This is a genomic window from Psychrobacter fozii, from assembly GCF_003217155.1.
Taxonomy (GTDB): Bacteria; Pseudomonadota; Gammaproteobacteria; order Pseudomonadales; family Moraxellaceae; genus Psychrobacter; species Psychrobacter fozii.
The window spans coordinates 67,913-92,205 of sequence record NZ_QJSU01000011.1; the positions used below are offsets into that span (position 1 = coordinate 67,913).

General features: G+C 43.0%; 22 protein-coding genes. 13 read left to right on the forward strand and 9 right to left on the reverse strand.

What is annotated here, in order from left to right; translation table 11 throughout:
• Positions 1-74: 74 nt before the first annotated feature.
• Positions 75-1,163 carry a GNAT family protein gene (locus DFP82_RS13190; protein WP_110924184.1) on the reverse strand — a complete coding sequence of 363 codons (1,089 nt, stop codon included), beginning with the start codon at positions 1,161-1,163 and terminating at the stop codon, positions 75-77.
• Between the two features lie 230 nt (positions 1,164-1,393).
• Complete coding sequence (locus tag DFP82_RS13195; RefSeq protein WP_110924185.1) at positions 1,394-2,599, reverse strand: YbfB/YjiJ family MFS transporter; 1,206 nt, start codon at positions 2,597-2,599, stop codon at positions 1,394-1,396.
• Between the two features lie 128 nt (positions 2,600-2,727).
• Here DFP82_RS13195 and DFP82_RS13200 point away from each other — a divergent pair, with 128 nt between their 5' ends.
• On the forward strand, positions 2,728-3,561 hold the full coding sequence (locus DFP82_RS13200; protein ID WP_110924186.1) for a LysR family transcriptional regulator: 834 nt from the start codon (positions 2,728-2,730) through the stop codon (positions 3,559-3,561).
• Positions 3,562-3,980: 419 nt separating this feature from the next.
• On the forward strand, positions 3,981-4,262 hold the full coding sequence (locus DFP82_RS13205; RefSeq protein ID WP_110924187.1) for a type B 50S ribosomal protein L31: 282 nt from the start codon (positions 3,981-3,983) through the stop codon (positions 4,260-4,262).
• Positions 4,263-4,379: 117 nt separating this feature from the next.
• Here the strand turns inward: DFP82_RS13205 and DFP82_RS13210 are convergent, their stop codons facing one another.
• From DFP82_RS13210 to DFP82_RS13235, 5 genes are all read right to left on the reverse strand, one after another.
• On the reverse strand, positions 4,380-5,225 hold the full coding sequence (locus tag DFP82_RS13210) for an SGNH/GDSL hydrolase family protein (protein WP_245905726.1): 846 nt from the start codon (positions 5,223-5,225) through the stop codon (positions 4,380-4,382).
• A gap of 4 nt (positions 5,226-5,229) precedes the next feature.
• Positions 5,230-6,627 (reverse strand): nicotinate phosphoribosyltransferase, encoded by a 1,398-nt coding sequence (locus tag DFP82_RS13215; RefSeq protein ID WP_110924188.1) that lies wholly within the window; start codon positions 6,625-6,627, stop codon positions 5,230-5,232.
• Positions 6,628-6,855: 228 nt separating this feature from the next.
• Complete coding sequence (locus DFP82_RS13220) at positions 6,856-7,923, reverse strand: bifunctional nicotinamide-nucleotide adenylyltransferase/Nudix hydroxylase (protein WP_110924189.1); 1,068 nt, start codon at positions 7,921-7,923, stop codon at positions 6,856-6,858.
• Between the two features lie 351 nt (positions 7,924-8,274).
• A complete protein-coding gene (locus tag DFP82_RS13230; RefSeq protein ID WP_220034750.1) occupies positions 8,275-8,937 on the reverse strand; it encodes a dual specificity protein phosphatase family protein in 663 nt (220 codons plus the stop codon).
• Between the two features lie 216 nt (positions 8,938-9,153).
• Positions 9,154-10,143, reverse strand: a complete 990-nt coding sequence (locus DFP82_RS13235) for an alpha/beta fold hydrolase (protein WP_110924190.1) — start codon at positions 10,141-10,143, stop codon at positions 9,154-9,156.
• 564 nt (positions 10,144-10,707) lie between these two features.
• Here DFP82_RS13235 and nfuA point away from each other — a divergent pair.
• Positions 10,708-11,391: a Fe-S biogenesis protein NfuA gene (nfuA, locus tag DFP82_RS13240; RefSeq protein WP_110924191.1), complete on the forward strand. Its 684-nt coding sequence runs from the start codon at positions 10,708-10,710 to the stop codon at positions 11,389-11,391.
• A 205-nt stretch (positions 11,392-11,596) separates the two neighbouring features.
• Positions 11,597-12,919, forward strand: coding sequence for an O-acetylhomoserine aminocarboxypropyltransferase/cysteine synthase family protein (locus DFP82_RS13245; protein ID WP_110924192.1), 1,323 nt, complete (start codon positions 11,597-11,599; stop codon positions 12,917-12,919).
• Positions 12,920-13,020: 101 nt separating this feature from the next.
• Here DFP82_RS13245 and DFP82_RS13250 read toward each other — a convergent pair whose 3' ends face one another.
• Together DFP82_RS13250 and rsmI are read right to left on the reverse strand one after the other, a co-directional pair.
• A complete protein-coding gene (locus DFP82_RS13250) occupies positions 13,021-14,040 on the reverse strand; it encodes an adenosine kinase (protein ID WP_110924193.1) in 1,020 nt (339 codons plus the stop codon).
• Between the two features lie 51 nt (positions 14,041-14,091).
• Positions 14,092-15,051 carry a 16S rRNA (cytidine(1402)-2'-O)-methyltransferase gene (rsmI, locus tag DFP82_RS13255; RefSeq protein ID WP_110924194.1) on the reverse strand — a complete coding sequence of 320 codons (960 nt, stop codon included), beginning with the start codon at positions 15,049-15,051 and terminating at the stop codon, positions 14,092-14,094.
• A 135-nt stretch (positions 15,052-15,186) separates the two neighbouring features.
• On the opposite strand from rsmI, the gene DFP82_RS13260 reads away from it, so the two are divergent.
• From DFP82_RS13260 to DFP82_RS13300, 9 genes are all read left to right on the forward strand, one after another.
• Positions 15,187-15,672, forward strand: coding sequence for a YraN family protein (locus DFP82_RS13260; RefSeq protein WP_110924195.1), 486 nt, complete (start codon positions 15,187-15,189; stop codon positions 15,670-15,672).
• A 415-nt stretch (positions 15,673-16,087) separates the two neighbouring features.
• The gene (locus tag DFP82_RS13265; RefSeq protein ID WP_110924196.1) at positions 16,088-16,927 is read left to right on the forward strand and encodes a BON domain-containing protein; all 840 of its coding nucleotides are present in this window, start codon (positions 16,088-16,090) and stop codon (positions 16,925-16,927) included.
• A 297-nt stretch (positions 16,928-17,224) separates the two neighbouring features.
• Positions 17,225-18,235, forward strand: coding sequence for an alpha/beta hydrolase (locus DFP82_RS13270; RefSeq protein WP_110924197.1), 1,011 nt, complete (start codon positions 17,225-17,227; stop codon positions 18,233-18,235).
• 169 nt (positions 18,236-18,404) lie between these two features.
• The gene (locus DFP82_RS13275) at positions 18,405-18,656 is read left to right on the forward strand and encodes a BolA family protein (RefSeq protein ID WP_110924198.1); all 252 of its coding nucleotides are present in this window, start codon (positions 18,405-18,407) and stop codon (positions 18,654-18,656) included.
• A gap of 103 nt (positions 18,657-18,759) precedes the next feature.
• Positions 18,760-20,028 (forward strand): UDP-N-acetylglucosamine 1-carboxyvinyltransferase, encoded by a 1,269-nt coding sequence (gene murA / locus DFP82_RS13280; protein ID WP_110924199.1) that lies wholly within the window; start codon positions 18,760-18,762, stop codon positions 20,026-20,028.
• 131 nt (positions 20,029-20,159) lie between these two features.
• Positions 20,160-20,855 (forward strand): ATP phosphoribosyltransferase, encoded by a 696-nt coding sequence (gene hisG, locus DFP82_RS13285; protein WP_110924200.1) that lies wholly within the window; start codon positions 20,160-20,162, stop codon positions 20,853-20,855.
• 216 nt (positions 20,856-21,071) lie between these two features.
• On the forward strand, positions 21,072-22,367 hold the full coding sequence (gene hisD / locus DFP82_RS13290; RefSeq protein ID WP_110924201.1) for a histidinol dehydrogenase: 1,296 nt from the start codon (positions 21,072-21,074) through the stop codon (positions 22,365-22,367).
• Between the two features lie 86 nt (positions 22,368-22,453).
• Complete coding sequence (gene hisC / locus DFP82_RS13295; RefSeq protein WP_110924202.1) at positions 22,454-23,575, forward strand: histidinol-phosphate transaminase; 1,122 nt, start codon at positions 22,454-22,456, stop codon at positions 23,573-23,575.
• Complete coding sequence (locus tag DFP82_RS13300) at positions 23,576-24,181, forward strand: prolyl hydroxylase family protein (protein WP_110924203.1); 606 nt, start codon at positions 23,576-23,578, stop codon at positions 24,179-24,181.
• Positions 24,182-24,293: the final 112 nt, after the last annotated feature.

Genomic DNA, 24,293 nt, shown 5'->3' on the forward strand with positions numbered 1-24,293 from the left:
TCGAAGAAAAGCAGCCATCATCATGGCTGCTTCTTTGTTTGCTGATATTTGCTGAGAGTAGGTAAGTCTGCTTATCAAACACTAACTAGAGATTCAGTTCCTTCAGCTTCCAATACCGTTTCTTTGGTTGGCTCTTTTCTATACAAAGGGAAAAAATCTGAGCTTAAATCGTTTTCAGTAAACCAATTATTCGCAATCAACGCGGCGTATTTGGATGAATTGACAACGAGTCTATAGGTCTTAAACAACAGCTCTTGTGAGCTAAATCCTTTTTTGTACTCATATAAAGAATCTAGGTTGGAGCCTAGGCCGCCACCAAGATGGAGTAAGCTATAATTATTTTCTCTACCCCAATTACGAGCAACATGAGTAATAAGTTTAGACGGCTGTAGATGTGTATAGGCGTTGAGTGTACCACCGAGATGGAACTGCATAATGCCTGACTCTCTACAGATTGTGTATATCGATGAACCAATGGCTTTGCCGTCTTGATAAGCCGTTATTAGTAGTATTCTGTCTTGAAGGTTCTCAAATAAATTGAAAAAATAGTTGTCATCAAAAAAGTAATACTGGCTGGCATTAACATGTTCCATCGTTTCTTTATAAATGTTTGAGAACACCATGGCGCTTTCTTTGGCTAAGGACTCAATTTTTGTGACAACTTCCATTTTCATGGCTTTTTTGATGCCTCGACGATGACGGTTTTGAGTTTCGCTCCAGTGTTCTTCTTCTGATTTTGTTAAGTCAGACATTAATGTCAGGCCGTGAGTAAGCGCTTTTCCAACGGTAGGCAGCCATTCTTTATTGATGATTGGATGCAGTCGCATGAATAATGACACACAACCTTTTTCAAAGAGAAAAGCTCTTATGCCTTCTAGTACGAGATCGAGCTGGGCATCGGTTAGCGTCTTGTCCATCACAGGACCGCCGTAGCCGTACGTAGAAGTAGCATCCCAATGCTCTGAGTCTATCTCTCGTATGATAATAGGTAAAAACACTTTTTTATCTTTGTAGTGAGCGACTATACCTTGAGGCATGCCTTTATCGACGACGGCTGATGCCGCAATCCAGCCAGATAAATGGTATACGTCAAAATGATAGTCTGATATTTGCTTATCCCATTCTTTATCTATATCTATAAAATCAACTTTTATTGTATCCATTTTTCTACTTCCTCAGTGATATGTATTATATTCGTAAATTCACATATATGAATATAACAATAAATTTCGAGGTTAACAAGCCTACCAAAAGCTTTTATGCGTTTTATTGAATATATAGTTCAATAATAAAGCCGTTATTTTTATATCAATAAAAAAAGCAGCCATCGAGTGGCTGCTTTTAGCTATTTTGGTAATAGTTTTGGTACTTATTTTAGTATGCAGATTTAAGTTTAAATCTCATTTTTTGATAGTTTGTGAGTGATAGGTTTTGGTTGAGGATGTTTTAAATTCAATAAACCATACAAGAGTAGTGTGCCCATCGTCACGACTGCGGCTGATAGATACAGGCCAGGGTCATAACTTCCATAAATTTTAACAATATAACCTGTACAGATGGGTGCAATGATTTGAGCTGCACCATACGATAACGTCATTGTTCCCATGAATTTAGCAGGATCACTTGGGAAGAATTTACCGGCCATCGTCAATACCAAACTCACACAAGCGATGAAAGTACCGCCAAATAACAATGCACTGATTATGACCGTAGGTAAGCTGTCATTGACTGCAGGTAGTATGATGCCGATAATTTGTAAAAGATAAGCGGCGATTAGTGTCCTAAGATAACCAAACCTCCGAGCAATACGATCCCATACAAGTGCAGCTGGGGTAGCGGCCAAGCCAATCAATAGAAAGACAAATCCTCCTTGTCCTTGTAAGCCTTTTGTACTCTCTACAATATCGACGATAAAGGTAGAACTGACCGCATAACCATAACCTGCACAAAAATAGGCTAGCATCATTAATGACTTGAATGTCTTGCTTGGTGGATTGTCCTTAATCACTTCTTGATTCTTACTGTCGATGGAAGGGTGTGGCATCCATAACCATGCAGGCACAGCAAAAATGATCGCTAACACAGAGAGTGCTAACCACTGCTGTTGCCAATCTGCTGATAGGGCTTGCATTGCCTCAAACAATAACGAGGTAATCACAATGCTCAAGCCTGCACCTGCGAAATGAATCCCGAGCTCAGCACGGTGGTTATTCTTTACCAGCCATTTCAATATCAATCCTGAAGCAATAATAAATCCGCCTGAAGCACAGACACCAGCGATGAACCTTAATATCGCCCAAGTGGTTATATCTGTGGTCAGAACCATAGCTGCAGAGGTGACCACACTTAAAACAAGATAAACACGATGTAAGTGATATTTATAATTCAGATTATGCATGCTCGCAGCAATCAAAACGCCAAACATATAACCCATAAAGTTCGTGCTGGCTAACCACCCACCACCTAACTCTGTTAAGCCAGCGCCTTCTTGCATGACTGGTAGCAATAGACTATACGAAAATCGAGCAACCCCTACGGTCACTATCAAACTGCAAATTCCAGCCATGTATACACGGACTTTCGTGAGTTCTATTGACATTTTTATTACTTCATATCGGAAAGTTATTAACAAAGAATACGTGACTCTGTTAATCTTAAAAATTGAATTATCTAGAACAAAGTATTCTCATTATAAGAACTGTTTGATAAGTGAATAAGGATTTTCACATGGAGATTTTGACGTTAAAGACGTTTAAAGCGGTTGTTGATGAAGACGGTATTAAAGGGGCTGCTGAAAAACTGCATACCGTTCAGTCGAATATTACCAACCGTATCAAAAAACTCGAAAGGGAGTTGGATACCAAGCTATTCAATATCATTGGTCGAAAGCTGCAATTAACCCCGAGCGGGCGACAGCTGTGCGATTATGCTGATCAAATTTTACAGTTAGAGTATCAAGCCACATCGGCTATGCTGCGAAATAAAGACAGTTATGAATTAATAATCGGTATGCCTGAGACATTTGCTGCTGTTCATATGCCATTGGCACTGAAACAACTGAAGTTAAACCACTCTGAGATTCGCGCTAAAATCTATACAGATACCAGTGATAGGTTGGTCTTAGCGGTATTAAATAATAAAGTAGACTGTGCTGCAATCGGCAATGCACCCAAGCATCAAGATCTGGTGGTGATTCCTGTTGTCAGAGAAGAGCTGATGATGGTGACGCCACTAGATAGTGAGCATGATCCTGTCTTATTTGTACGTGACGAAGGTTGCGGTTATAGGACACAGGCCATTATTTGGCAACAAGAAGCAGGTAGAGGGTGTGATGAGCTGATGCTGATGAGTAGCGCTGACGGTGTATTGGGGTGTGTCGCTGCGGGATTGGGCTACACCATCATTGGTAAAAACATGGTGGTCGGTAGTCGATATGAAAAATCATTGGTCATGACACCACTCAGTCATGGGTCAAAGCAAGTTCAGCTATCGATTGTTTATCGTAAAGACAGCCCGCTGGCATCAGGGGTATTAACGCTAGCCAAATTGCTAACGGAATAATATGGCATGCTATGGTCTATTAGCTATATAACTATGATGCAATTACTACGGTATTCATCTCGATCACTACTCTAGGGTATCGACTGCTATAGCTTTTACTACCATTGGCATACTATTCTTTGGTGTTCTAGAACTGATTGGTCTTTATCAAGATTGTATTGGCATATCATTACAGTCTTAGCGCCCGACTGACTTGCATCGGACGCCGAAAACCGTTAAAATCGCGGTTTGATTTTCCCGCTGGGGAAAGGCTAAGTGAGCAGAGGAATGGTGTTGGGTGCTGGAATAAGCCAGTGATGCAGCTGCCATACTTATAAATGTCCTTAGTGCCTCAGTTACGTATGCCATTGTTGATTTGGCACATCATTTAAGATGTTGCTCAAAAGCACTATACATACATCGGACATAGAGAGTTTATTATGCGTAAAGATATCCATCCTAATTACCAAGAAGTTTTATTCCACGACACTAACGCTGACGTTTTCTTTTTGACTCGTTCAACTGCTAAAACCAAAGCTACTCGTGAATACGAAGGTACAGAATATCCATACTACCCACTTGATATCTCAAGTGCGTCGCATCCATTCTATACTGGCGAACAACGCAAAACTTCTACTGAAGGCCGTGTTGCTAGCTTCAACAAACGCTTTGGTGCGTTTGGTGGCCGTAAGAAAGCTGCTGATACTGACGCTGCAGAATAATTTACACTTATTGTGTAAATATATTTCGCAAAGCAATAAAAAACCGCTGAATATTCAGCGGTTTTTTTTGTTTGAATTTTAGAGTAGTGTTTTTGAAAGGTGAAATTAAGGCAAGCCCTAAGCAGTCGGAGTGTCTAATACCTGTACTATCAGCTCTGATAATTGCTGCGCCCAATAGCCATACATTAGGCTGCTAGGATGAAAGCCGTCACTGGCAAACATCACAGCAATATCGATAGGTTTGCCATTAAAGTGCTCTTCTATCATTCGCGGAAAGTCAGTTTCCATATAAGTGACACTGTCATGCTCGGTACAGACCTGCTGCAGTATGCTATCCAAAGTCGATGCTTTGGCGCCAATGAAATTATTGAGCGGGGTAGGTATTGCAGGCATTTGTGCCATCGGTGGTAGACTTGAAAAAATCAATTCTCGCACACCAAACTTGCGCTGAGCAATAGCAATGATGTCTTCAATTTGCTGCTGCCATTTACGCGCAGAGACATTAGCAGTGGTGTCATTAACTCCGACACTCAGCACCATGACATCAACCGCTTGGCTAGGAGTGGGTAGGATATAAAGCCGACGCAAGATATCAAAGCTAGTGTGACCCGTAGTTGCTTGCAATGACCATGTCAGCTCATCAAACTGAGTATGAATAGCAGACTGCTGCTGCAGAGTAGGGATCAGCTTGCCTACTAATGCTTCTTGCTGCGTTTGACTACCAACACCAGCGGCGGCTGAGTCACCAACCACCATGATGTTTAGCATTTTTCGGACGCCATCTTTTTGTGTATTAGCAGACAGGGTATTGATAGCTTGGTTTAATTGGAGATGACCATGTCTTTCACCGTGTGGCTCAGGCAAGCGGATGGTATCGCGCTTAATTCTGCGACCTTGATAAAGATAAACAGGGGCAAGGAGGACATCTCTTGCCACTGTCGCTATTTTATTACTATTTATCATATTGCTACCATCCAGCACGCTCTCGAATAGTCGTTAGGTTATCTTCAATTAGCAATTGACCATCGACATAAACGTCACGCAACAGGTTTTCCGCATCGGCAGCTAAATCATCGGCCTTAATGGTTTTTAGTTGTCCGTTGCTGTCTTTAACCAAAGCCAATCGACCTTTTTTTGAGCGTTTCGAGCGGCTAGTAATGGGATCTTTATAGATATCTTTCCATGCACCATCGATAGAGATAGAACTGGCTTTCATTGCCCAACTCATGGTGTCACGGTTGACTTGTTGTAGTAAGCCACCGCCCATACCAAAGGTGACATTTTCAGCGCTGAAGCCTGCTTTTAGTATGACATCAATAATCTTGGTTAGGCTTTGTGGGCTGATACCATCACCTTGGATGACCCGTACATAATCTGGTAATACTTTATAGCCTTTACTATTCACAGTCGTGCCGAATTTCACTGCCAAGCGCTCTAATGCTTCGCGGACAACTTTGGTAGGCTCACCACTGTCTGGTCTAATGACTAACGTACCGCCCATGTTTTTTACGTCGTCTTTTAGGCTGCCACCCCAAATATTATCAATGGCATTCCATAAGTCATAACTGTCTGAGACCACTGAGAAGCTTTTACCTTCGCCACTAAACTGTTCAATCATATTGGCAAAGGCTGCTGTCTCACCGTCACGGCCCCATGCAGTCATTGTACTGTGTTCAGCTGCAGGGATAGAAAACGCTGGCATGTCTTTATCCATTTGATACCAACGACTGGCAGCTACTAGCGCCGTCATTGAGTCAGTGCCAGCAAAGTTGACCAAATGCGCCAAGCTACCGAGTGCCACAGACTCCTGACTAGATGCACCGCGTGAGCCAAAATCATGCAGTCTGAACGTAAGTGATTCGGTGTTGTCTGCTGATTTTTCTAATGCTTTACGAATGATGTCTTTGCAATAATGCGAGACGCTGGCGACCGTTGATGGATACCAAATCGCACGTAATAAAGCGGTTTCGATATAGCTTGGTAGCCAGTAAAATTCAGGGTCGGTATTGATGACTTGGCAGACCACATTGGACACTGGTACGATGCTGCCTTCGGGTACGGCTTCGATACGTAATGGTAGATAACCATTGTGTTTGTCTACTAAATGCTCCCAACCAGCACGATTGAAAGTCAAGCCATGCGCTTGAACGACCATTTCGGCTTCGTCGATATCTTGGTGGGTAATAGGGGTGCTTAGGTATTCTTTGATAAAGGCTTGCAAGCCAAAAAATACCACATCATAGTCGCCTTTACGCGCCTCAATGTAGCTTGACAGATATTCGCTACCGCTTGGATATTGCACCCAATGTGAGGTTTTATAGCTGTCGCTGTTAAGAATTAAATTATTTAGATTACTGGTATACATCACAGAACTCCTCTGCTTTGAAATGCCGCAGCTGCTTTGATGAAAGAGCAGTTGCAGCGGTTAACCCTTGCCGTCTATCGACTCGGGCGGTGAAAGCTGTTGTACAAAAACGTGTGCAAAAATGATAAATCAGGTTTTAAAAATAAAAGACTAAGAAAATAAATTATATAGACTATAGTTGATTATAAGGTTGTAAATGATGTACTAGTCGGTCAACGTTATGTAAATTTACAATCCAACCATTTTGGTAATAATCGCATAGTGGTCTTCGAACATCATGGTGGCATCAAGCTCTGCCAGCGGTAACCAAAAAGCTTTGGCTGCGTCATCGCCACCTTTTACTTTTGGTAGACCTTTTGGGTCATTTTTAAGCTGAAAATAAAATGCTTGGGTAATCGTTCGACCACGTGCCGAGCGATAGGGATCATCAAAGGTATGCTGACTGTGACAAGAGCCGCGCAATACTGGCTCAGGAACTTTGAGGCGTGTTTCTTCCCGTAGCTCACGGATACAGGCATCAAACAACGTCTCTTTTGGATTCAAGAATCCACCAGGCAATGCCCATAATCCACGCCCTGGCATGCTACGGCGCTCTACCAACAGGATATGTCCAGACTGCACAATCAAAGCATCAGCCGTCATAAATGTAGGCGGATAGGGGGCGGATTCCCACTGTCTTTTATACTTGTCAATGAAATCTGCTTCTTCATGCAGCTGATGATAATCGTCAGTTTTTTTGAAGTCATTCAGCACTTTACGGGTTGATTCGGGTGTTCGCTCAGGTGTCGGTGTGGCACCCATCAGATAGCTATCGCGAATCGGCGTGGCTGATAGATTATGATAATTGGGCACCGAGACCGAGTCCCAGTTGGGGAATAGCGATAAATAATATGATGAGCTGTCTTTTGAATGACCAATCAACCCAATATCGCCCTGCAAATCACCAGTGACAGATTTTACGCCTGCTTGCACGTATTGTAGCCAGCGCGTGTCGTTGTAGAGTGCATCATCTAGACCAACGCAGTGAATACGTACCGCTTCCTCTGCTGAGTAGGCGTCTTTAATCATGGCCGCACGCTCAGCGACGCTGAATGGATTGCGTAAGCTACGTGGCAGGTTGGCTGAGCCAATAAGCATAATCACATCATCCGAGCGCTTTAATGCTTCGTCGATGACGGCTTTATGTCCACGATGGAACGGCTGAAAACGCCCAATGAAAACCAAATAACGATAGTGTTTACTGCTTTTCTGATCAGGGGTTTGTGTGTCTGAACTTTGCTCTGATAATTCACTCATAGACGCCAATTTCCTACGACTTATATTTCATTGGTAAAAAATTAATAATGCCAATACTGACACAGCCGATGACTCGCTGACAAGTGGAAAGATGTTTGGGATAGTATAACGGTCAATGATGATGTGCATCATGATCTGACAAGGTTAAATAAATACACCCATAATTTTAAGGAGAATGCTTTGCAATCCAAGCAGTCACCGTTGGCCAGATTTCTTTGGCAGCGTTACGGCTAATCATAATGCAGCCATGATATAGTCGTCTAAATCACCATGGCTGAGCGCGTATTCACAAAAGACATTGGCAGGATTTTTAAAGTTACTAGCTTGAGTGCCATATCACAAAATTTTTGGCTACATCTCTATACGGACAGCAGCCACGGTTTTAGGGTTTAGCATGTTCTCAAGATTTATCCAAACGGCATGATAGCCAAATCCACCAGCGACCATCTCTTGCTTAGCGTGTTCAATAGACCACTCTTGCTCAATGATTCTATACATAGCGATAATCAGTCCTGTACGGTCAGCACCATGATAGCAGTGTACTAGTACGCTCTTATTTTGTGCCTGCAAATCTTTTATCGTATTTAAGGCTTTAGCGATTTCTTTTGGAGTAACATACCATGATTTAAGCGGTTGATTATATAAGTCTAAGGACGTCTCATTAATAATATCAGCTAGTAATTTTTCATCATCATTTCGATCAAAAAAGCGTAAATTAAGGATAGCGTCAATACGATTGGCTTTAAGTAAAGGGATATCAGCTGCACGTAACTGCTCACTTCGAAACAGTAGCTTATCAACTTGATATAAATTGGTCGCCTTATTAATCAAGACTGCATTTTGCGGTAAGGATGGGGGAGTCGTAAGTTGAGTAGTCGCAGTTGACTGGCAGCCGATCATCAGACCGGCTAGACTCATAGAGCCTGCGACTAATATTGACTTGTAACGCTGTTGCCAGCGATGGTTATGGTCTATGACACCTTCGTTCGACCTAGTGCTCAAAAGCTGGTTCATAAGCATAATTCTCATACCATTAGTTTTGATTGGTTATCATTCTACCGCTACAGACTATTTGATAGCCACTATCAGCCATAATAGTTTCAACCCTTGCAGTTGTTGTACATAATAAAGCGTTTATTATAGTAAGTGGCTAAGTGGCTAAGTGGCTAAGTGGCTAAGTGGCTAAGTGGCTAAGTGGCTAAGTGGCTAAGTGGCTAAGTGGCATAGTAACTACCGAGCATGACGCTCAATCCAATCGGTCACCGTTGGCCAAATCTCTTTGGCAGCGTTACGGCTGATCATAATGCGGCTGTGAGTGTAGTCGTCTAAATCACCATGGCTGAGCGCGTATTCGCGAAAGACATTGGCAGGGTTTTTAAAATCATCAAAGAGCATCTGACAGCCATGAGTAGGGGAGATGAATGTATCTCCTCTGGCACTGATGGCGTATACAGGTATGGTGATGTTTGGCATCTGATGTCGATAGTCTAAAAGCTCGTCGTCAGTGGCAGTTGTATCAGTGCTCGCTTGATTAACAATACTTTCATTAAACGCACTTTCATTAAACGTGCTTTGTTTTATGAAGCTGCTTTTAAAGTTCCTTTGCAGATTCCAGTTGTACCACTGACTCATCGTATAATAGCTTTCGTCACAAGCGCCCATCTTTAATTTTCTGGCAGGGATGAAGCCAAGCAGTCGCGTGAGTATTTTGGCTGCAATAATTTTCGCATGACTGATAGGCTTTGACGCTGCACCATAAGCTTGGCAGGCGAACATGCTGATGCTGTTTAGTTTATCGATATAGCGTGGGTTTTGAATTAAAAACATAATCAAACCAATACCGCCGCCACTATGAGTAATACAATGTAAATTATCGAATTTTAATTCATCAAAAAAATAGCGGAAAGTTGCTTCATAGTCATAAGTAGCAACCGTCTCGAAATTAAATTGTTCTTTTGGCATTGAGCTATCACCATGACCGCGCCACTCCATGATGTAGCAGTGGTGTCCAAGGCCAGCCAGATACTCAGCGATTTTTAAGCAAGTTTGTTTGTCCGAAAAGGTCCCGTGCGTCAAAAATATATTTTGAGGTTTTATAATAGGCAAGCTGTTTTCTAATGTGTTGGCTATCGTACTGTCTTCTATAGTATCAACTACTTTCCAAACGGCAATTTTCTCATCATCCTTGGTAGTTATTAGGTGCAACGTCCGTGTCATCATAAAAATTATCCTATCCGAAAAATACGTAATATTTATACAAGGCCATCAAAGCTACCATGCTCATAAAGCCAGTGCACAAAGTTATTCAAACTATCAATACTACGTCAAATCTAAATGACTTGCTCAAACGAGATGTGAACGGTATCGCATAGCGAAAATGCTGAGTATGCTTGATAAATGGTATAGCTGTCTTTATATAGAGAATAACTTGGCAGCCAACACAACTAAGCAACACAACTATTAGACATGTTTGTTTTTCATTGTTTAAATATTGAGTTACTTTGCCAGTAGGTAGCATCATTAAAAAAACCAATGACAACCATTTACAGTGGGCACCGTTCAATTCACAGTAGCGTGGTCGGAATTGATGCTTGATTCAGGTATAATGAGTGCTATAGACGAATTAAACTTTATACTCATGGCGGGCAGCGTCATACAATAATAAATCTCAAATATTGCTAGCCTGCATGTCTTATACAAGCTGTAAAAATTTTAAACATTCAAATTCACGACACAGTAGCCATAATAGATATAGCGTTTGTGTCATAACGCATAGGAAACATTATGAGTGAGCATGACCAAGTTGATAGCCCAGTAGCGCCATCAGCAGACTATGAATCAGCGCTAGATACTGATCAGACTGAAGCAAAAAGTAATATTACTATTACTGAGTCAGCCCAAGGGTACTTAGCGGATTTGTTATCTAAGCAAGATACAGACGGTATCGGCGTACGTATTTTCGTTGAGCATCCAGGCACCCCTCGTGCAGAGTGCTGTATGGCGTACAACCAGCCAGGCGAAGAAGACAGCGCTGATCTGCGTTTTACGTATGATAGTTTTTCTGCATTTATCGAAGCGGCTTCAGTTCCTTATCTAGAAGATGCCGTTATCGATTATAATAAAGACCGTTTCGGTGGTCAGCTGACTTTCCGCGCGCCAAACTCTAAAGTACCTAAAGTGGGTGCGGATGCCAGTGTAGAAGAGCGCATCAACTACGTATTACAGTCGGAGATTAATCCCGGTCTGGCCGCCCATGGTGGTGACGTACAGTTGCTTGAGCTGATTGATGAAGAAGGTGTTGGCCTTACAGCGGTATTGAAATTCGGTGGTGGTTGCCAAGGGTGCTCAGCAGTCGACATGACCTTGCGTCAAGGCGTTGAAGTACAGCTCAAGCAGCAAATACCAGAGTTGACCCAAGTCATTGATGAGACGGATCATACCCGTACTGAAAACGCTTATTACAAATAAAAGTCTAGCTGGAAGTTGCAGACTTAAGTAATAGCGAAAAGTTATTTTAATTAAAAAGCCAAGTTTTGATGAACTTGGCTTTTTTTATTGCTATGATTTGGTAGATTATTTTTTAGCTGAATTTTCAGTGGTAGATTATTGATTAATAATTTGTTGATTAGTCATTTATTGATTAATAACTTTTATCGAAATAAAGGAATATATAATGAGTGATGGACAAGCAGACCAGCAAGCAGCCCAAAAATCAGAGACCACTCAACGTCTTGAAACCTTAGCGATTCATGCAGGTTATAGCGTTGAACCCACCACCAAAGCCGTCGCAGTGCCTATCTATCATACCAGCTCGTATGCCTTTGATAATACTCAGCATGGCGCAGACTTGTTTGATTTAAAGGTCGCAGGTAATATTTATACCCGTATCATGAACCCGACCAATGCAGTTTTAGAAGAGCGTGTCGCAGCGCTTGAAGGTGGCATCGGTGCACTTGCGGTGGCGTCTGGTATGGCTGCTATCACTTATGCAATTCAGACCATCTGTGAAGCGGGTGACAATATCGTTGCTGTGTCGACCTTGTATGGTGGTACTTACAATTTATTTGCTCATGCGTTGCCACGTCAAGGCATCGAAGTACGCTTCTTTGACCACAAAAATCCTGAAGCGATTCGTGATTTAATCGATGATAAGACTAAGATGGTCTTTGCAGAAAGTATCGGTAACCCATTGGGTAACATCGTAGATATTCAGGCGTTGAGTGATATTGCTCACGAATATGGCGTGCCAGTCGTGATTGATAGTACGGTTGCGACACCTGCGCTATGTCGTCCTTTTGAGTTTGGTGCTGATATTGTCATTCATTCGTTGACTAAATATATGAGTGGTACAGGCACGTCGATTGGTGGTGCGATTGTCGATAGTGGTAAATTCGCATGGGGTGATTATCCTGAGCGTTTCCCATTATTAAACACGCCAGATCACAGTTATCATGGTGTGAACTTTGTCAAAGATGTGGGCGCAGCAGCCTTTATCGCTCGTGCTCGTGTGGCACCGCTGCGTAATACTGGCGCGGCACTTAGCCCATTGAATGCTTTTAGTATTTTACAAGGCTTGCAGACACTGGGTTTACGTATGGAGCGCCATGTGCAGAATGCTCAAGCCGTTGCGGAATATCTACGTGACCATGATAAAGTTGCTTGGGTGAAATATGCGGGTTTACCGGATCATCCTGAGCATGAGCTTGCTAAGAAATATATGAAAGGCACGCCATCTGCTATTTTAACCTTTGGGGTTAAAGGTGGTTTGGAAGCAGGTGCACGCTTTATCGATGCACTGCAACTAATTACGCGTTTGGTCAATATCGGTGATGCCAAATCACTAGCTTGTCATCCAGCGACGACGACACATCGTCAGTTGAATGAGCAAGAACTTGCCAATGCTGGCGTAAGTACTGACATGGTTCGACTATCGATTGGTATCGAACACATTGAAGATATTAAAGCAGATTTAGAGCAGGCACTAGCTTCAGCTTAATACTCTCATTGAACTGAGTAACTTGCTTATTGAGTGACAAACAAAAAGCCCATATCGATTTGCTATGGGCTTTTTGTTTATATCAAAAACGTCTATTTATATCACGCTGATAAGATACGTTGAGCAATATCTTTATAGTCTTGTGAAGCAAGGCGTGGCCCAAACTGTTGGATAATTTGTGCTGACACTTCGCTGGCAAGTCGACCACACTCTGGCAGACTATATTGCTGTGACAGCGCGTAGAGGAATGCACCAGCATAGTTATCACCTGCACCATTGGTATCAATGACATCGGCAACTACTGGTGTAGCAACTTCATAAACCTCAACGTCTGAATGGTCATCAGATTTATGGGCGATGATAGCTCCATTGGCACCATCGGTTACGACGGCAGTTTGACAGTATTCAAGCAAGGCACGTGCAGCAGCTTTAACTTGTTTTTTATCCGTAAACAATTTAGCTTCTTCACTGTTGCAAAATATAACGGCAACTTTATTACCAAGCATATTAAGCAAGCCTTCTTTCGCAAACTGCACTACCGCAGGATCAGCAAAGCTCACCGCAATTTTTGCATTATGAATACCGGCTTGTTGACGTAACTGAGTCATCGCTGGTTGGATGCTCGCAGACATCGCTAGATAGCCTTCTAGATATAGCCAGTCTGCTTGCGTCAATGCATCAAAATCAACATTGTCGGCGACAATCTCACTTGAGGTGCCAAGATAAGTCTGCATGGTACGCTCACCATCTTCTGTAACCGCGACCACACATGAACCGGTCACACCGCCTGCGTGGATAGACTTGTCTGAGGTGGCCACGCCTGCTTCGTGCAAGTCTCTGAGGTAAAATGCGCCCTGATCGTCATCACCGACACGGCACGCATAAAAAGGCTTACCACCTAGACTGGCAAAGGCATACATCGCATTGGCAGCTGAGCCACCGCCTGCTTGTTTTGATGGGTCAATGTTAGCAAGTTTAAAATAAGCGAGTAATTGTTGTTGCTCCTCGATACCAGCCAGCGTCATATGACCTTTGGTCAGTTCTGTCTCATCTAATGCTGCATCAGATAGCACATATTCGTGATCAACCAACGCATTCCCTATCGCCATTACATCGTACATTGCTTACTTCTCCTCAATTAAGTGATAAACGCCCATTTTTATATTTAAAAGCTATTCGGCCTGTAGTTCAAGTAGGCGTTGATATAGCGCATTCTTTTTGACGCCTGTGATATCAGCGCCCAATGCTGCAGCTTTTTTGACCGATAAGTCTTCTAGCAATCTTTGCAATAATTTGTCATGGATACTGATGTCATCTGAATCCTGAGCCACATTCACGCCAGCGACGACAACGACTATTTCACCGCGCTGTTGATTGTCATCTGCTTTGACAAACTCAACCAAATCGCCAAGTGTACTCTTACGTACCGTCTCAAAGGTTTTGGTTAATTCACGGCAAAACGCGACTTCGCGATCTGTACCAAATATCGTTGCCATATCTTCTAAGCTGGCGATAATACGGTGCGGTGCTTCGTAAAATATCAGGGTTTCGGTACGAGCGATTAATGCGCTCAGTTGTTTTTGGCGACCATGAGTTTTGGCTGGCAAAAATCCAATAAAGCTAAAGCGATCTGACGGCAATCCTGCGACTGATAGCGCGGCAATAGCAGCAGAGGCACCAACGATAGGTGACACGGCGACGCCAGCGGCATGTGCTGCTTGTACCAATTGATAGCCAGGGTCGCTGACTAGTGGCGTCCCAGCATCACTAATCAAAGCAACCGAATGACCTTGCTCAATCATCTCAATAATCTTCGGTGTTTGAATCGCGCTATTGTGCTCGTGATAGGCCCACAGCTTGTTATGGCCTTTTTGCTTTGGGGTGGTATCCGTATCGTCGGCACCACTGTTTTCATTATGATGAGGCGTTGATGCTTTAGCATCGTCGGTTTTGCTGCCTTTGGTATCAATACCAAAATATGACAGTAGCTTACCTGAGGTACGGGTGTCTTCACAGGCAATGATGGCGACTTGCTTTAGGACATCAATTGCATGCGGCGTCATATCGCTCATATTGCCAATCGGCGTGGCAACGATATATAGACAAGCTGGCATCGCGGTAGGGCTAGACATGAAAACCTCGGAGTATTAAAAGCGGGAATTAAAATATAATGTGGCGAGCTGACTGACAAAACTGGTTAAAAATAGAACTTAAGCAAAGCATAAAAAACCATACCAGCATCTGCACGCGAAAGTGGCTAGTTTAGCATGATGTGCTATGATAATTCTGAAATGTTAACCAGACCAATCGACATCATGGCGAACCATAAACCTTTGACACTCACTTCACCAAAACAGCGCCAAGGCAGCTTGTTTGAGCAGCATGCACGTGAGTTTTTGCAGGCGCAAGGGTTAAGACTAATTGTCCAAAATTGGCAACAGCCGAAAGTGGGCGAGCTAGATTTGGTTATGATGGAAACAGGACAGGCGTGGTCAACATTGGTATTCATCGAAGTTCGTCAGCGCAAGCAGTCAGGATTTGGCGATGCTGCCATTAGTATTACAGCGAGTAAGCAACGCAAAGTTATCAAAGCTGCGCGCTATTTTTTGCAGCAGCATCCTGAATATAGCGATTATGAATGTCGGTTTGATGTGATTGCTTATAATACGGCTAACAGTGTGAGCAAAAAAAACCAACAGATAGATACTCAACCAGAATGGTTTCAGGGTGCCTTCGTAGCAGAGGCATGGTGACAATATATAGAAGCGGTACGGCTAAACAGTGAATAGAACTAATAAAACAGCACATAGAATTTGGTATCCAGCTATCGTTACCAAAAACCTAACCGCCTTCAGCAAAAATTCAGTAAAGTAGCTATGTTATAAGTAGCTGTATTACAAGTTGTTATAAGCAGCTATGTTAGAGCGTGTCATCAATTAGCGCATTAATACATTTAGTGGTCTTAAAATGGCTAAATTTTGCTAAACATCGTTAGAAATTTTGCCAATATGTACATATTCACGGCAATTTCTTCCTTGTTTATCTACAATTTTTCTCATTTTAAGCCTCATAATCTAATTGATGACACGCCCTAAAAGCCGCTAGATCAAAATTGTTCAATCCATTAAGTTTATATAATTGTCACAATCATGTCCTAAGAGGTAAATCATGACACGGATGCATCTGCGCACTGCTATTTTTGGCTCATCAAGCCGCACAGCGATTGGTATGATACTACTAGCCAGTATCGCTGTTACTGGCTGTACGACCAACTATCTGACCAATAGCACAGAAGGCACGTATGGTGTGCCGATGACAGAGCGCACTATTCCGCAGCGTCTGCTTGATCGTAGTATCGAACACACTGCCAAAATTAATGTCTATGGTTTACAAGAAAACCTGCAACAAACCAGCCGTATGGGCATTGATAGCTTCAACAGTGAGGTGCTATTGACCGGTGAAGTTCCGACTGAGGCGCTCAAAGTAGAAGTTGAAAAAGTTATTAGTTCTATGCCTGATGTGCGCCGCGTTTATAACGAATTGAACGTCAGTGCCTCGAAAGGTTATAGCTCTACTGTGCAAGACGGTTATATCACTTCAAAATTGCTGGCAAAAGTGGCCGCTAGTAACGGTGTTAGTTCTTCACAGGTTAAGGCAGTGAGCGATAACGGCGTGGTCTATATTATGGGACGTATGACACCTACTCAACAGAGTAATCTCATTGATATTGCCAACACGACGGTCGGTGTGACAGAGCTGGTGCTACTGACGACAGTCGTGGATGATCGAGGGGTAAAGATAAACGACGACGACATTATGACTGATAATAACTTGGGCAATGCTGATTCAACACCAGTCGTTGAAGGTGCCGCTGCTACTAATAATTTTAGTCCTAGCAACTCTGCAGGAAACAATACAGCCACGCCAGTTATAGTGACAGAAGAGGGCACAACAGGTGAGCAGCCATCCTCTAGTCCTTATATTGATCTGTATAAAGATCAGCAGTAAAGCCAAAGTTGATGAAGTAGTTAGGTTGACAAAGCAGTCATTATTTATAAACCCGATAGATAAGTGATGGCTGTTAAGTGATTGGATTTTAATGACAAGAAGACTAAACAGTACTAACAGGAAAAACACGATAAATCCTTAGCGAGCCAGTAATATATAGACAGTCAGCAATAGAACAGCCAACCAAATAATGAATGGTACTTTCAATAAATAATGGTAATTTTAGTGAATGATATTTTATAAAGTGGCTGTGGTAATGCTCATCATTGTTTATAAATATAATAGGAATACTGGTAAATGAAGGATTTAGAGAAACGCGCACAGCAGAGCGCAAACAATCATAGCAATACATCTAATGAACAAGCCTCTAATAGCAAAGCGTCTTATAAAAAGCCACGCACGCTAAAACTCACCGGAGCAGGATTCACAGCAGTACTAGCAATAGGGGGTATCGCGCTAGCGTCACATAGTGCGCAAGCTGTATCACCACTGGCTATCGTCAATGGCATTACATCGAGTGGTGGCGTTGGCGTTAGTAAAGACATCCTCTACGGTGATGAGCCTTCACAAGATTTAGATATCTATTACCCGAAGCCTTTGGCAAAAGCCATGAAAGCCCAAACTGCGATCACTGATACTTATCCTATGGTCGTGTTTGTCTATGGTGGATCATGGGAAAACGGTACCAAAGAAGAATATGCTTTCGTGGGTAAGAGTCTGGCGCGCGCAGGCTACGTGACCGCGGTTATTAACTATCGAAAAGCACCCGAACATCCATATCCTGATTATGTAGAAGACACGGCAAAAGCGATTGCATGGAGCTATAACAATGCCAAAAGCTTGCATGCAGATCCTCAGCGCATGGCCGTTATGGGACAATCAGCTGGCGCGTTTAATGCAGTTGCCGCAGTCTCTAACGAAGATTTCTTAGCACCTTACGGCATTAAACCAAGTGATATCAAAGCAGTTGTTGGTATTGCAGGCCCTTATAGCTATGACTTTAGAAAGTTTGATAGTGCTACTGCTTTTCCTACCGATGCGACTCCTGATCAAGTGATGCCCGACAGACAGTTAAAAGGCGAGCAGCCGCCTTATCTATTATTGACCGCTGAAAATGACAAGATTGTCTATGACACCAATACGATCAATATGACAAAAGCGCTAAAAGACTATGGTGCGAGGGTGGAAGTCAGTGAAATAGAAGGTGCCAGTCATGCCACCAGTATCGGTGCGATGGCACCACCACTGCGTTGGTTGAACGATGTGCGCTCGCAAGTGCTGACGTATTTGGATAAAGAGCTGAAGTAGTTTTAAGTACTGATTACTTAAACACTTACTGCTTTTATTGTTCAGCAGGTATTGTATATATAGCTCAGGTTTTCTTATACACAGACAGTGCTGTAAGATGTTCAAACTCTTGTTATAATACCTGCATTCAAAATAAAACCCTTTTTTACCGCTATTAACAGGATATTCTATGAGCATGAACGCTGACGATTTGATTGCCTTTTTACAAACACACTTCCCAGATGCTTTTATTCAAGCTGCTAATCAAGGTAATAAGTTTGATGTACGTGTGGTTGATGCCAGTTTTGAGGGCAAGCGTGCCGTTCAACGTCAACAAGCGATTTATGCATTGGTCAATGATAAGATTGCGAGTGGGGATATTCATGCGCTCAATATTCAAGCATTAACGCCTGCTGAATGGGATATCCAGTCAAAAGGCTAAACCGTTATATATACGATTGAACATTTTAAACTAACCATTTAGGTGGTTGGTTATAAGTTTAATTTTCACCATTTTCTACACTCATCGCTAGGTTGTCACCTCTATGGATCAATTTTTAATCACTGGTAGTAGTCGTATCGCAGGGGAAGTTACTATCTCAGGCGCCAAAAATGCCGCGTTGCCGTTACTTGCAGCTATGATATTAGCCGAGACCCCAACGACATTGCACAATGTGCCATCGCTACAAGATGTGCGCACATTGATTGAATTGATCGGCGGCATGGGCATCAAAATCCAAAAACAGGGCGATACTGTTACGTGCGATACCAAAGATATCGATAATTTTTATGCACCGTATGATTTGGTCAAAACCATGCGTGCCTCGATATTAGTGCTTGGGCCATTGCTGGCACGTTTTGGCGAAGCAGAAGTGTCATTGCCAGGCGGTTGTGCCATTGGTTCACGCCCTGTTGATCAGCATCTAAAAGCTTTTGAAGCGATGGGTGCTACGATTAGCGTAGAGAATGGTTATGTCATAGCGCAGGCACCAAAAGGTGGCAGGCTAATAGGCTGTAACTTCTCATTTGATATGGTTACCGTGGGCGGTACTGAAAACGTGATCATGGCAGCAGCGCTTGCTAAAGGCACGACCGTTTTAGGTAACTGTGCTCTAGAGCCAGAAGTGGTTGATTTGGCCAATATGCTGGTGGCGATGGGCGCTAAAATAAGCGGTATCGGTACATCGGTCATGACCATTGAAGGTGTTGAACGCTTGCATGGCTGTGAGTATTCAGTTGTACCAGATCGTATCGAGACAGGCTCTTACCTTGCTGGCGCGTTGATGACTCGCGGTGATGTATTGACCAAAAATACATCTGCACTATTATTAACGCCAGTGTTAGAAAAATTTGAAGCCATGGGTGCCGTGATTACCACTGGTGATGATTGGATTCGTGCGCAGATGAAAGGCCGTCCATTGGCTGTTGATATTCGCACCCAACCACATCCAGGTTTTCCGACTGATATGCAGGCGCAATTGATGGCGATTAGCTGTCTTGCGGATGGCACGAGTACTTTCATCGAAAATATCTTTGAAAATCGTTATATGCATGTCCCTGAGCTTAATCGCTTAGGCGCTTCTATTCAGGTTGATGGTCATACTGCTGTGGTCAAAGGTGTTGAAAAGTTTACTGCTGCACCAGTAATGGCGACTGATTTGCGTGCTTCTATGTCATTGGTCATGGCGGCGGCGACTGCTGAAGGCGAAAGCTTAATCGACCGTATTTACCATATTGATCGCGGCTACGAAGACGTTGAAAACAAGCTGCGCGCGCTAGGTGTGAATATCGAACGTATTAATACCAACGATTAATATTAACTGGCTTGTCTAGCACCAATTCGTCCACTACGGATGTAATTGGTGTTATCACGAAAAGCTCAGTAATATACAACTAAAAGCCCCCTTCAGTGGGGCTGTCAACTGTACATGGATACGATGTCATTATGACTGAAGCAACCAAAGCCTTACCAACCAGCGGTGTATTAAACGAAGTAAATGATGAGTTTTCAGGCTTAACATTGGCGTTATCAAAAGGCCGTATTCTAGAAGAAACCATGCCACTGCTACGCGCAGCTGGTGTTGAGTTATTAGAAGATCCTGAAGCCTCGCGCAAACTTATTTTCCCAACCTCAAATCCCAATGTACGTGTATTGATTTTGCGTGCCAGTGATGTGCCGACCTATGTAGAACACGGTGCAGCTGATTTTGGTGTGGCAGGTAAAGACGTTTTGCTTGAACATGGTGCCAATCATGTTTATGAGTTGTTGGATTTGCAAATTGCTCAATGTAAGCTGATGACTGCTGGCGTAAAAGGTGCTCCACTGCCAAATCGTCGCCTACGTATCGCGACCAAATACGTCAATGTGGCGCGCGCTTACTTTGCTAGCCAAGGTAAGCAAGTAGATGTCATTAAGCTGTACGGCTCGATGGAGCTTGCCCCGTTGGTCGGTCTCGGCGATTTGATCGTGGATGTGGTCGATACTGGCAATACTTTACGTGCGAATGGGCTTGAAGCTCGTGATCACATTTGTGATGTTTCATCTCGCCTTATCGTCAATCAAGTCAGCTATAAGCGTAAATTTGCACTACTTGAGCCGATTTTAGATAGCTTTAAAAACAGTATTGCTAGTGCATCGTAAGCCACTGGCAATCATTGGTAATATAAAGCATGGTTATGCAAATTTTTAAACCAGTTTAGTGCTCTATGATAGATATAGCGTGCTAAACTGGTTTTTTCATATTTGCTTGTCAGAGAATAAAAGCCCAGTATAATCTGATGTATAAGCCACCAAATTATTGTTAATATTCAATACACGCTACCATTACATTATTCATTTCAGCCATAGGATTAGGTCATGCGCCAACTAAGTACCCAAGATGCCGATTTTGACAGTCAATTGACAGAGTTGCTTGCTTTTGAAACCGTTAATGATGCCGACTTGTTGAAGACCGTTGATGACATCATCGCGCAAGTTCGCCATGATGGTGATAGTGTGGTGCTAGCCTTGACTCAGCAATTTGATAAGCATCCAGCGACGACGATGCAAGAGCTAGAGCTATCCAAAGAATCGCTTGCTGAGGCATTTGCCAACCTTGATGAGACCGTCAAGAGGGCATTGACGACAGCGGCCACACGCGTACAGACATTTCATGAGCGCCAAGTACAAGAGACGTGGCAATATGAAGATGAGCTAGGCAATCGTCTCGGTCAAAAAGTCACACCGCTTGATCGTGTAGGTATTTATGTCCCTGGTGGTCTGGCCTCTTATCCATCGTCAGTATTGATGAACGCCATTCCTGCCAAAGTAGCAGGCGTCGCCGAAGTCATCATGGTCGTGCCAGCACCCAAAGGTGTACTAAACCCACTGGTATTGGCAGCAGCGCATTTGGCACAGGTTGATCGTGTCTTTACTATTGGTGGTGCACAAGCTGTGGCCGCATTGGCTTATGGCACCGCGACAATTCCAGCAGTGGATAAAATTACAGGGCCGGGCAACAAGTATGTGGCGGCTGCCAAACGTGCAGTATTCGGTCAAGTTGGTATCGATATGATTGCGGGCCCCTCTGAAGTATTGGTTTATGCAGAAGGTGAAGCGCAAGATCGTGCAGATTGGTTGGCGATGGATTTATTGTCACAAGCTGAGCATGATCGTATTGCCCAAGCTATTTTTGTGACGACCAGTGAAGAGCAGCTAGCTGAAGTTGCTGCTGAGATCGAAAAAGCATTGGCAGAATTGCCAAAAGCTGATATCGCTCGTGATTCATTGCAAAACCGTGGCGCGCTTATCTTAGTTAAAGACCGTCAGGAAGGTATTGCAGTGATCAATCGGGTGGCACCTGAGCATTTAGAATTGTCAGTAGACAATCCTGATGAGCTGCTCAATGATATTCGTCACGCTGGGGCGATTTTTATGGGTCGTCATACGCCTGAAGCGATTGGTGATTACTGTGCAGGTCCTAACCATGTGTTGCCAACTTCAGGTACGGCGCGTTTTTCTTCACCGCTGGGTGTCTATGACTTCCAAAAGAAATCATCTATTATTTATTGTAGTGAAGCAGGCAGTAAACCGTTGGCGGAAACAGCAGATATTTTAGCGCAGCGTGAGGACTTAGATGCCCATGCGCGCTCAGCTCGTTATCGTTATCAGTAATATTTTTTGAATACTGTAAAATTTAATTTTGTCATTTATGTTGACATCTTTTTTAATAATTTTTGTGGCTAATAGTAGGATAACTTATGAGTGAATTAAAGATAGACACGAGACTTTGGTCATCTAAAGCACGCAATTTGTCACCTTATACACCAGGTGAGCAGCCGCAACACGACAATTTATGCAAACTAAATACCAATGAAAACCCATTTCCACCTTCTCCAAAAGTAGGGGAAGCCATCGCTAAAGTGTTGGAACGTCAAGCAGATGATTTGCGCTTGTATCCAGCACCTGAGTCTGATGAGTTGCGTAATGCATTGGCAGGATTATATAATCTCGATGTCAATCAAGTATTCGTCGGTAATGGCTCAGATGAAGTATTGGCATTGGTGTTTGCTAGCTTTTTCTTAAAAGAGCGTCCTGTTTTAGCACCTGATATTAGTTATAGTTTCTATCCCGTATACGCGCATACCTTTGGTATCGAGTTGGTACAAATTGCCTTAGATGCTGATTTTAGTATCAGCCCAGATGCGTATCGCCAGCCTTGTAGCGGTATCATTATCGCCAATCCTAATGCTCCAACTGGACTGCTACTATCGCTTGCAGATATCAGTAAGTTGGCGAGTGAGCACTCTAATTCAGTGATCGTGATTGATGAAGCTTATATTGACTTTGCCCAGATAGAAGCGGATAGCTCAGATGCTACTGTCTCAGCCATAAGCTTAATCAATGATTATGACAATATTCTTGTGACGCAGACCTTTTCAAAGTCACGCTCGCTCGCTGGATTGCGTGTCGGTATGGCCTTTGGTAATGCCTCATTGATTGAAGCATTGACCCGTATGAAAAACAGCTTTAATAGCTACCCATTAGACAAGTTAGCGCAAGCGGGTGCGACTGCCAGTGTCTTAGATGTTGAATACTTTGAGCAAACGCGTCAGCAGGTTATTGACCTGCGTGAGTCACTAACAGCAGATCTAATAGCCTTGGATTATAAAGTGCTGCCGTCACACGCCAACTTTGTATTTGTGCGTCCCAAAGAGGGTAATGCCAGTGCTGTGGCCAGTGCGTTACGTGAGCAAGGCATCATCGTTCGTCATTTTGATAAGCCGCGCATCAATGAGTACCTGCGTATTACCGTTGGTACAGCAGAGCAGAATGAGCGTTTGATCAATGCATTAACTACGCTGCGAGCGATGAGCATATAGATGAAAAATCTGAATGTGATTCGTAATTTACCATTGATTTGCACTATTGATCACGTTTTCAATGAGCTGGAATGTGAGAAACTCATTGAAAAAAGTGAAGTTCAGCAGTATGAACAGGCACAAATTACGTTAGGGAATGATCAGTTTCGAACAGATACGAGTGTCCGAAATAATGACCGTATCATATTTGATGATGCTGACTTAGCAAAAGAACTCTTTGACCAAGTAGCGTGTTATTTGCCAAAAACATGGGATGAAGGTTTATGGGAGTTGTCGGGGCTGAATGAGCGTTTTCGTTATTATCGTTATGGCGAAGGCCAAACGTTCAAACCACACTTTGATGGTGCTTATGAGCAAGGTAAGTTTCATAAAAGCTTCTTAACGCTATTGTTTTATTTGAATGACGACTTCGAAGGTGGCGAGACAAAATTTTATCAATGGCAAGGTGGTTGGTATAATAATGATACGCCAACTTATATTGTTACACCGAAAAAAGGCCAAGCATTATTGTTTGCACATCTACAGCTTCATGAAGGTGCACCAGTGATATCAGGTGTTAAATATGTGTTACGAACGGATGTCATGTATCGAGCAATATGTCTTTAATAAATGCCTTGAGAATATTGCATGCGCATACTGAAGATGCTGCGAATTAACGAATCTTCGCTGTTGTATTGATATTGACTAATAAAAGTAAAGCCTGCTGACATTGTGTTGA

Coding starts and splice junctions, on each gene's coding strand:
- hisC (WP_110924202.1), top strand. CDS start 22,454: ATGAGTGAATTAAAGATAGACACGAGACTTTGGTCATCTAAAGCACGC.
- DFP82_RS13260 (WP_110924195.1), top strand. CDS start 15,187: ATGATGTGCTATGATAATTCTGAAATGTTAACCAGACCAATCGACATC.
- DFP82_RS13215 (WP_110924188.1), bottom strand. CDS start 6,627: ATGTATACCAGTAATCTAAATAATTTAATTCTTAACAGCGACAGCTAT.
- DFP82_RS13265 (WP_110924196.1), top strand. CDS start 16,088: ATGACACGGATGCATCTGCGCACTGCTATTTTTGGCTCATCAAGCCGC.
- hisD (WP_110924201.1), top strand. CDS start 21,072: ATGCGCCAACTAAGTACCCAAGATGCCGATTTTGACAGTCAATTGACA.
- DFP82_RS13270 (WP_110924197.1), top strand. CDS start 17,225: ATGAAGGATTTAGAGAAACGCGCACAGCAGAGCGCAAACAATCATAGC.
- hisG (WP_110924200.1), top strand. CDS start 20,160: ATGACTGAAGCAACCAAAGCCTTACCAACCAGCGGTGTATTAAACGAA.
- rsmI (WP_110924194.1), bottom strand. CDS start 15,051: ATGTCTAGCCCTACCGCGATGCCAGCTTGTCTATATATCGTTGCCACG.
- DFP82_RS13275 (WP_110924198.1), top strand. CDS start 18,405: ATGAGCATGAACGCTGACGATTTGATTGCCTTTTTACAAACACACTTC.
- nfuA (WP_110924191.1), top strand. CDS start 10,708: ATGAGTGAGCATGACCAAGTTGATAGCCCAGTAGCGCCATCAGCAGAC.
- DFP82_RS13220 (WP_110924189.1), bottom strand. CDS start 7,923: ATGAGTGAATTATCAGAGCAAAGTTCAGACACACAAACCCCTGATCAG.
- DFP82_RS13235 (WP_110924190.1), bottom strand. CDS start 10,143: ATGATGACACGGACGTTGCACCTAATAACTACCAAGGATGATGAGAAA.
- DFP82_RS13245 (WP_110924192.1), top strand. CDS start 11,597: ATGAGTGATGGACAAGCAGACCAGCAAGCAGCCCAAAAATCAGAGACC.
- DFP82_RS13300 (WP_110924203.1), top strand. CDS start 23,576: ATGAAAAATCTGAATGTGATTCGTAATTTACCATTGATTTGCACTATT.
- DFP82_RS13195 (WP_110924185.1), bottom strand. CDS start 2,599: ATGTCAATAGAACTCACGAAAGTCCGTGTATACATGGCTGGAATTTGC.
- murA (WP_110924199.1), top strand. CDS start 18,760: ATGGATCAATTTTTAATCACTGGTAGTAGTCGTATCGCAGGGGAAGTT.
- DFP82_RS13205 (WP_110924187.1), top strand. CDS start 3,981: ATGCGTAAAGATATCCATCCTAATTACCAAGAAGTTTTATTCCACGAC.
- DFP82_RS13200 (WP_110924186.1), top strand. CDS start 2,728: ATGGAGATTTTGACGTTAAAGACGTTTAAAGCGGTTGTTGATGAAGAC.
- DFP82_RS13230 (WP_220034750.1), bottom strand. CDS start 8,937: ATGAACCAGCTTTTGAGCACTAGGTCGAACGAAGGTGTCATAGACCAT.
- DFP82_RS13250 (WP_110924193.1), bottom strand. CDS start 14,040: ATGTACGATGTAATGGCGATAGGGAATGCGTTGGTTGATCACGAATAT.
- DFP82_RS13210 (WP_245905726.1), bottom strand. CDS start 5,225: ATGATAAATAGTAATAAAATAGCGACAGTGGCAAGAGATGTCCTCCTT.
- DFP82_RS13190 (WP_110924184.1), bottom strand. CDS start 1,163: ATGGATACAATAAAAGTTGATTTTATAGATATAGATAAAGAATGGGAT.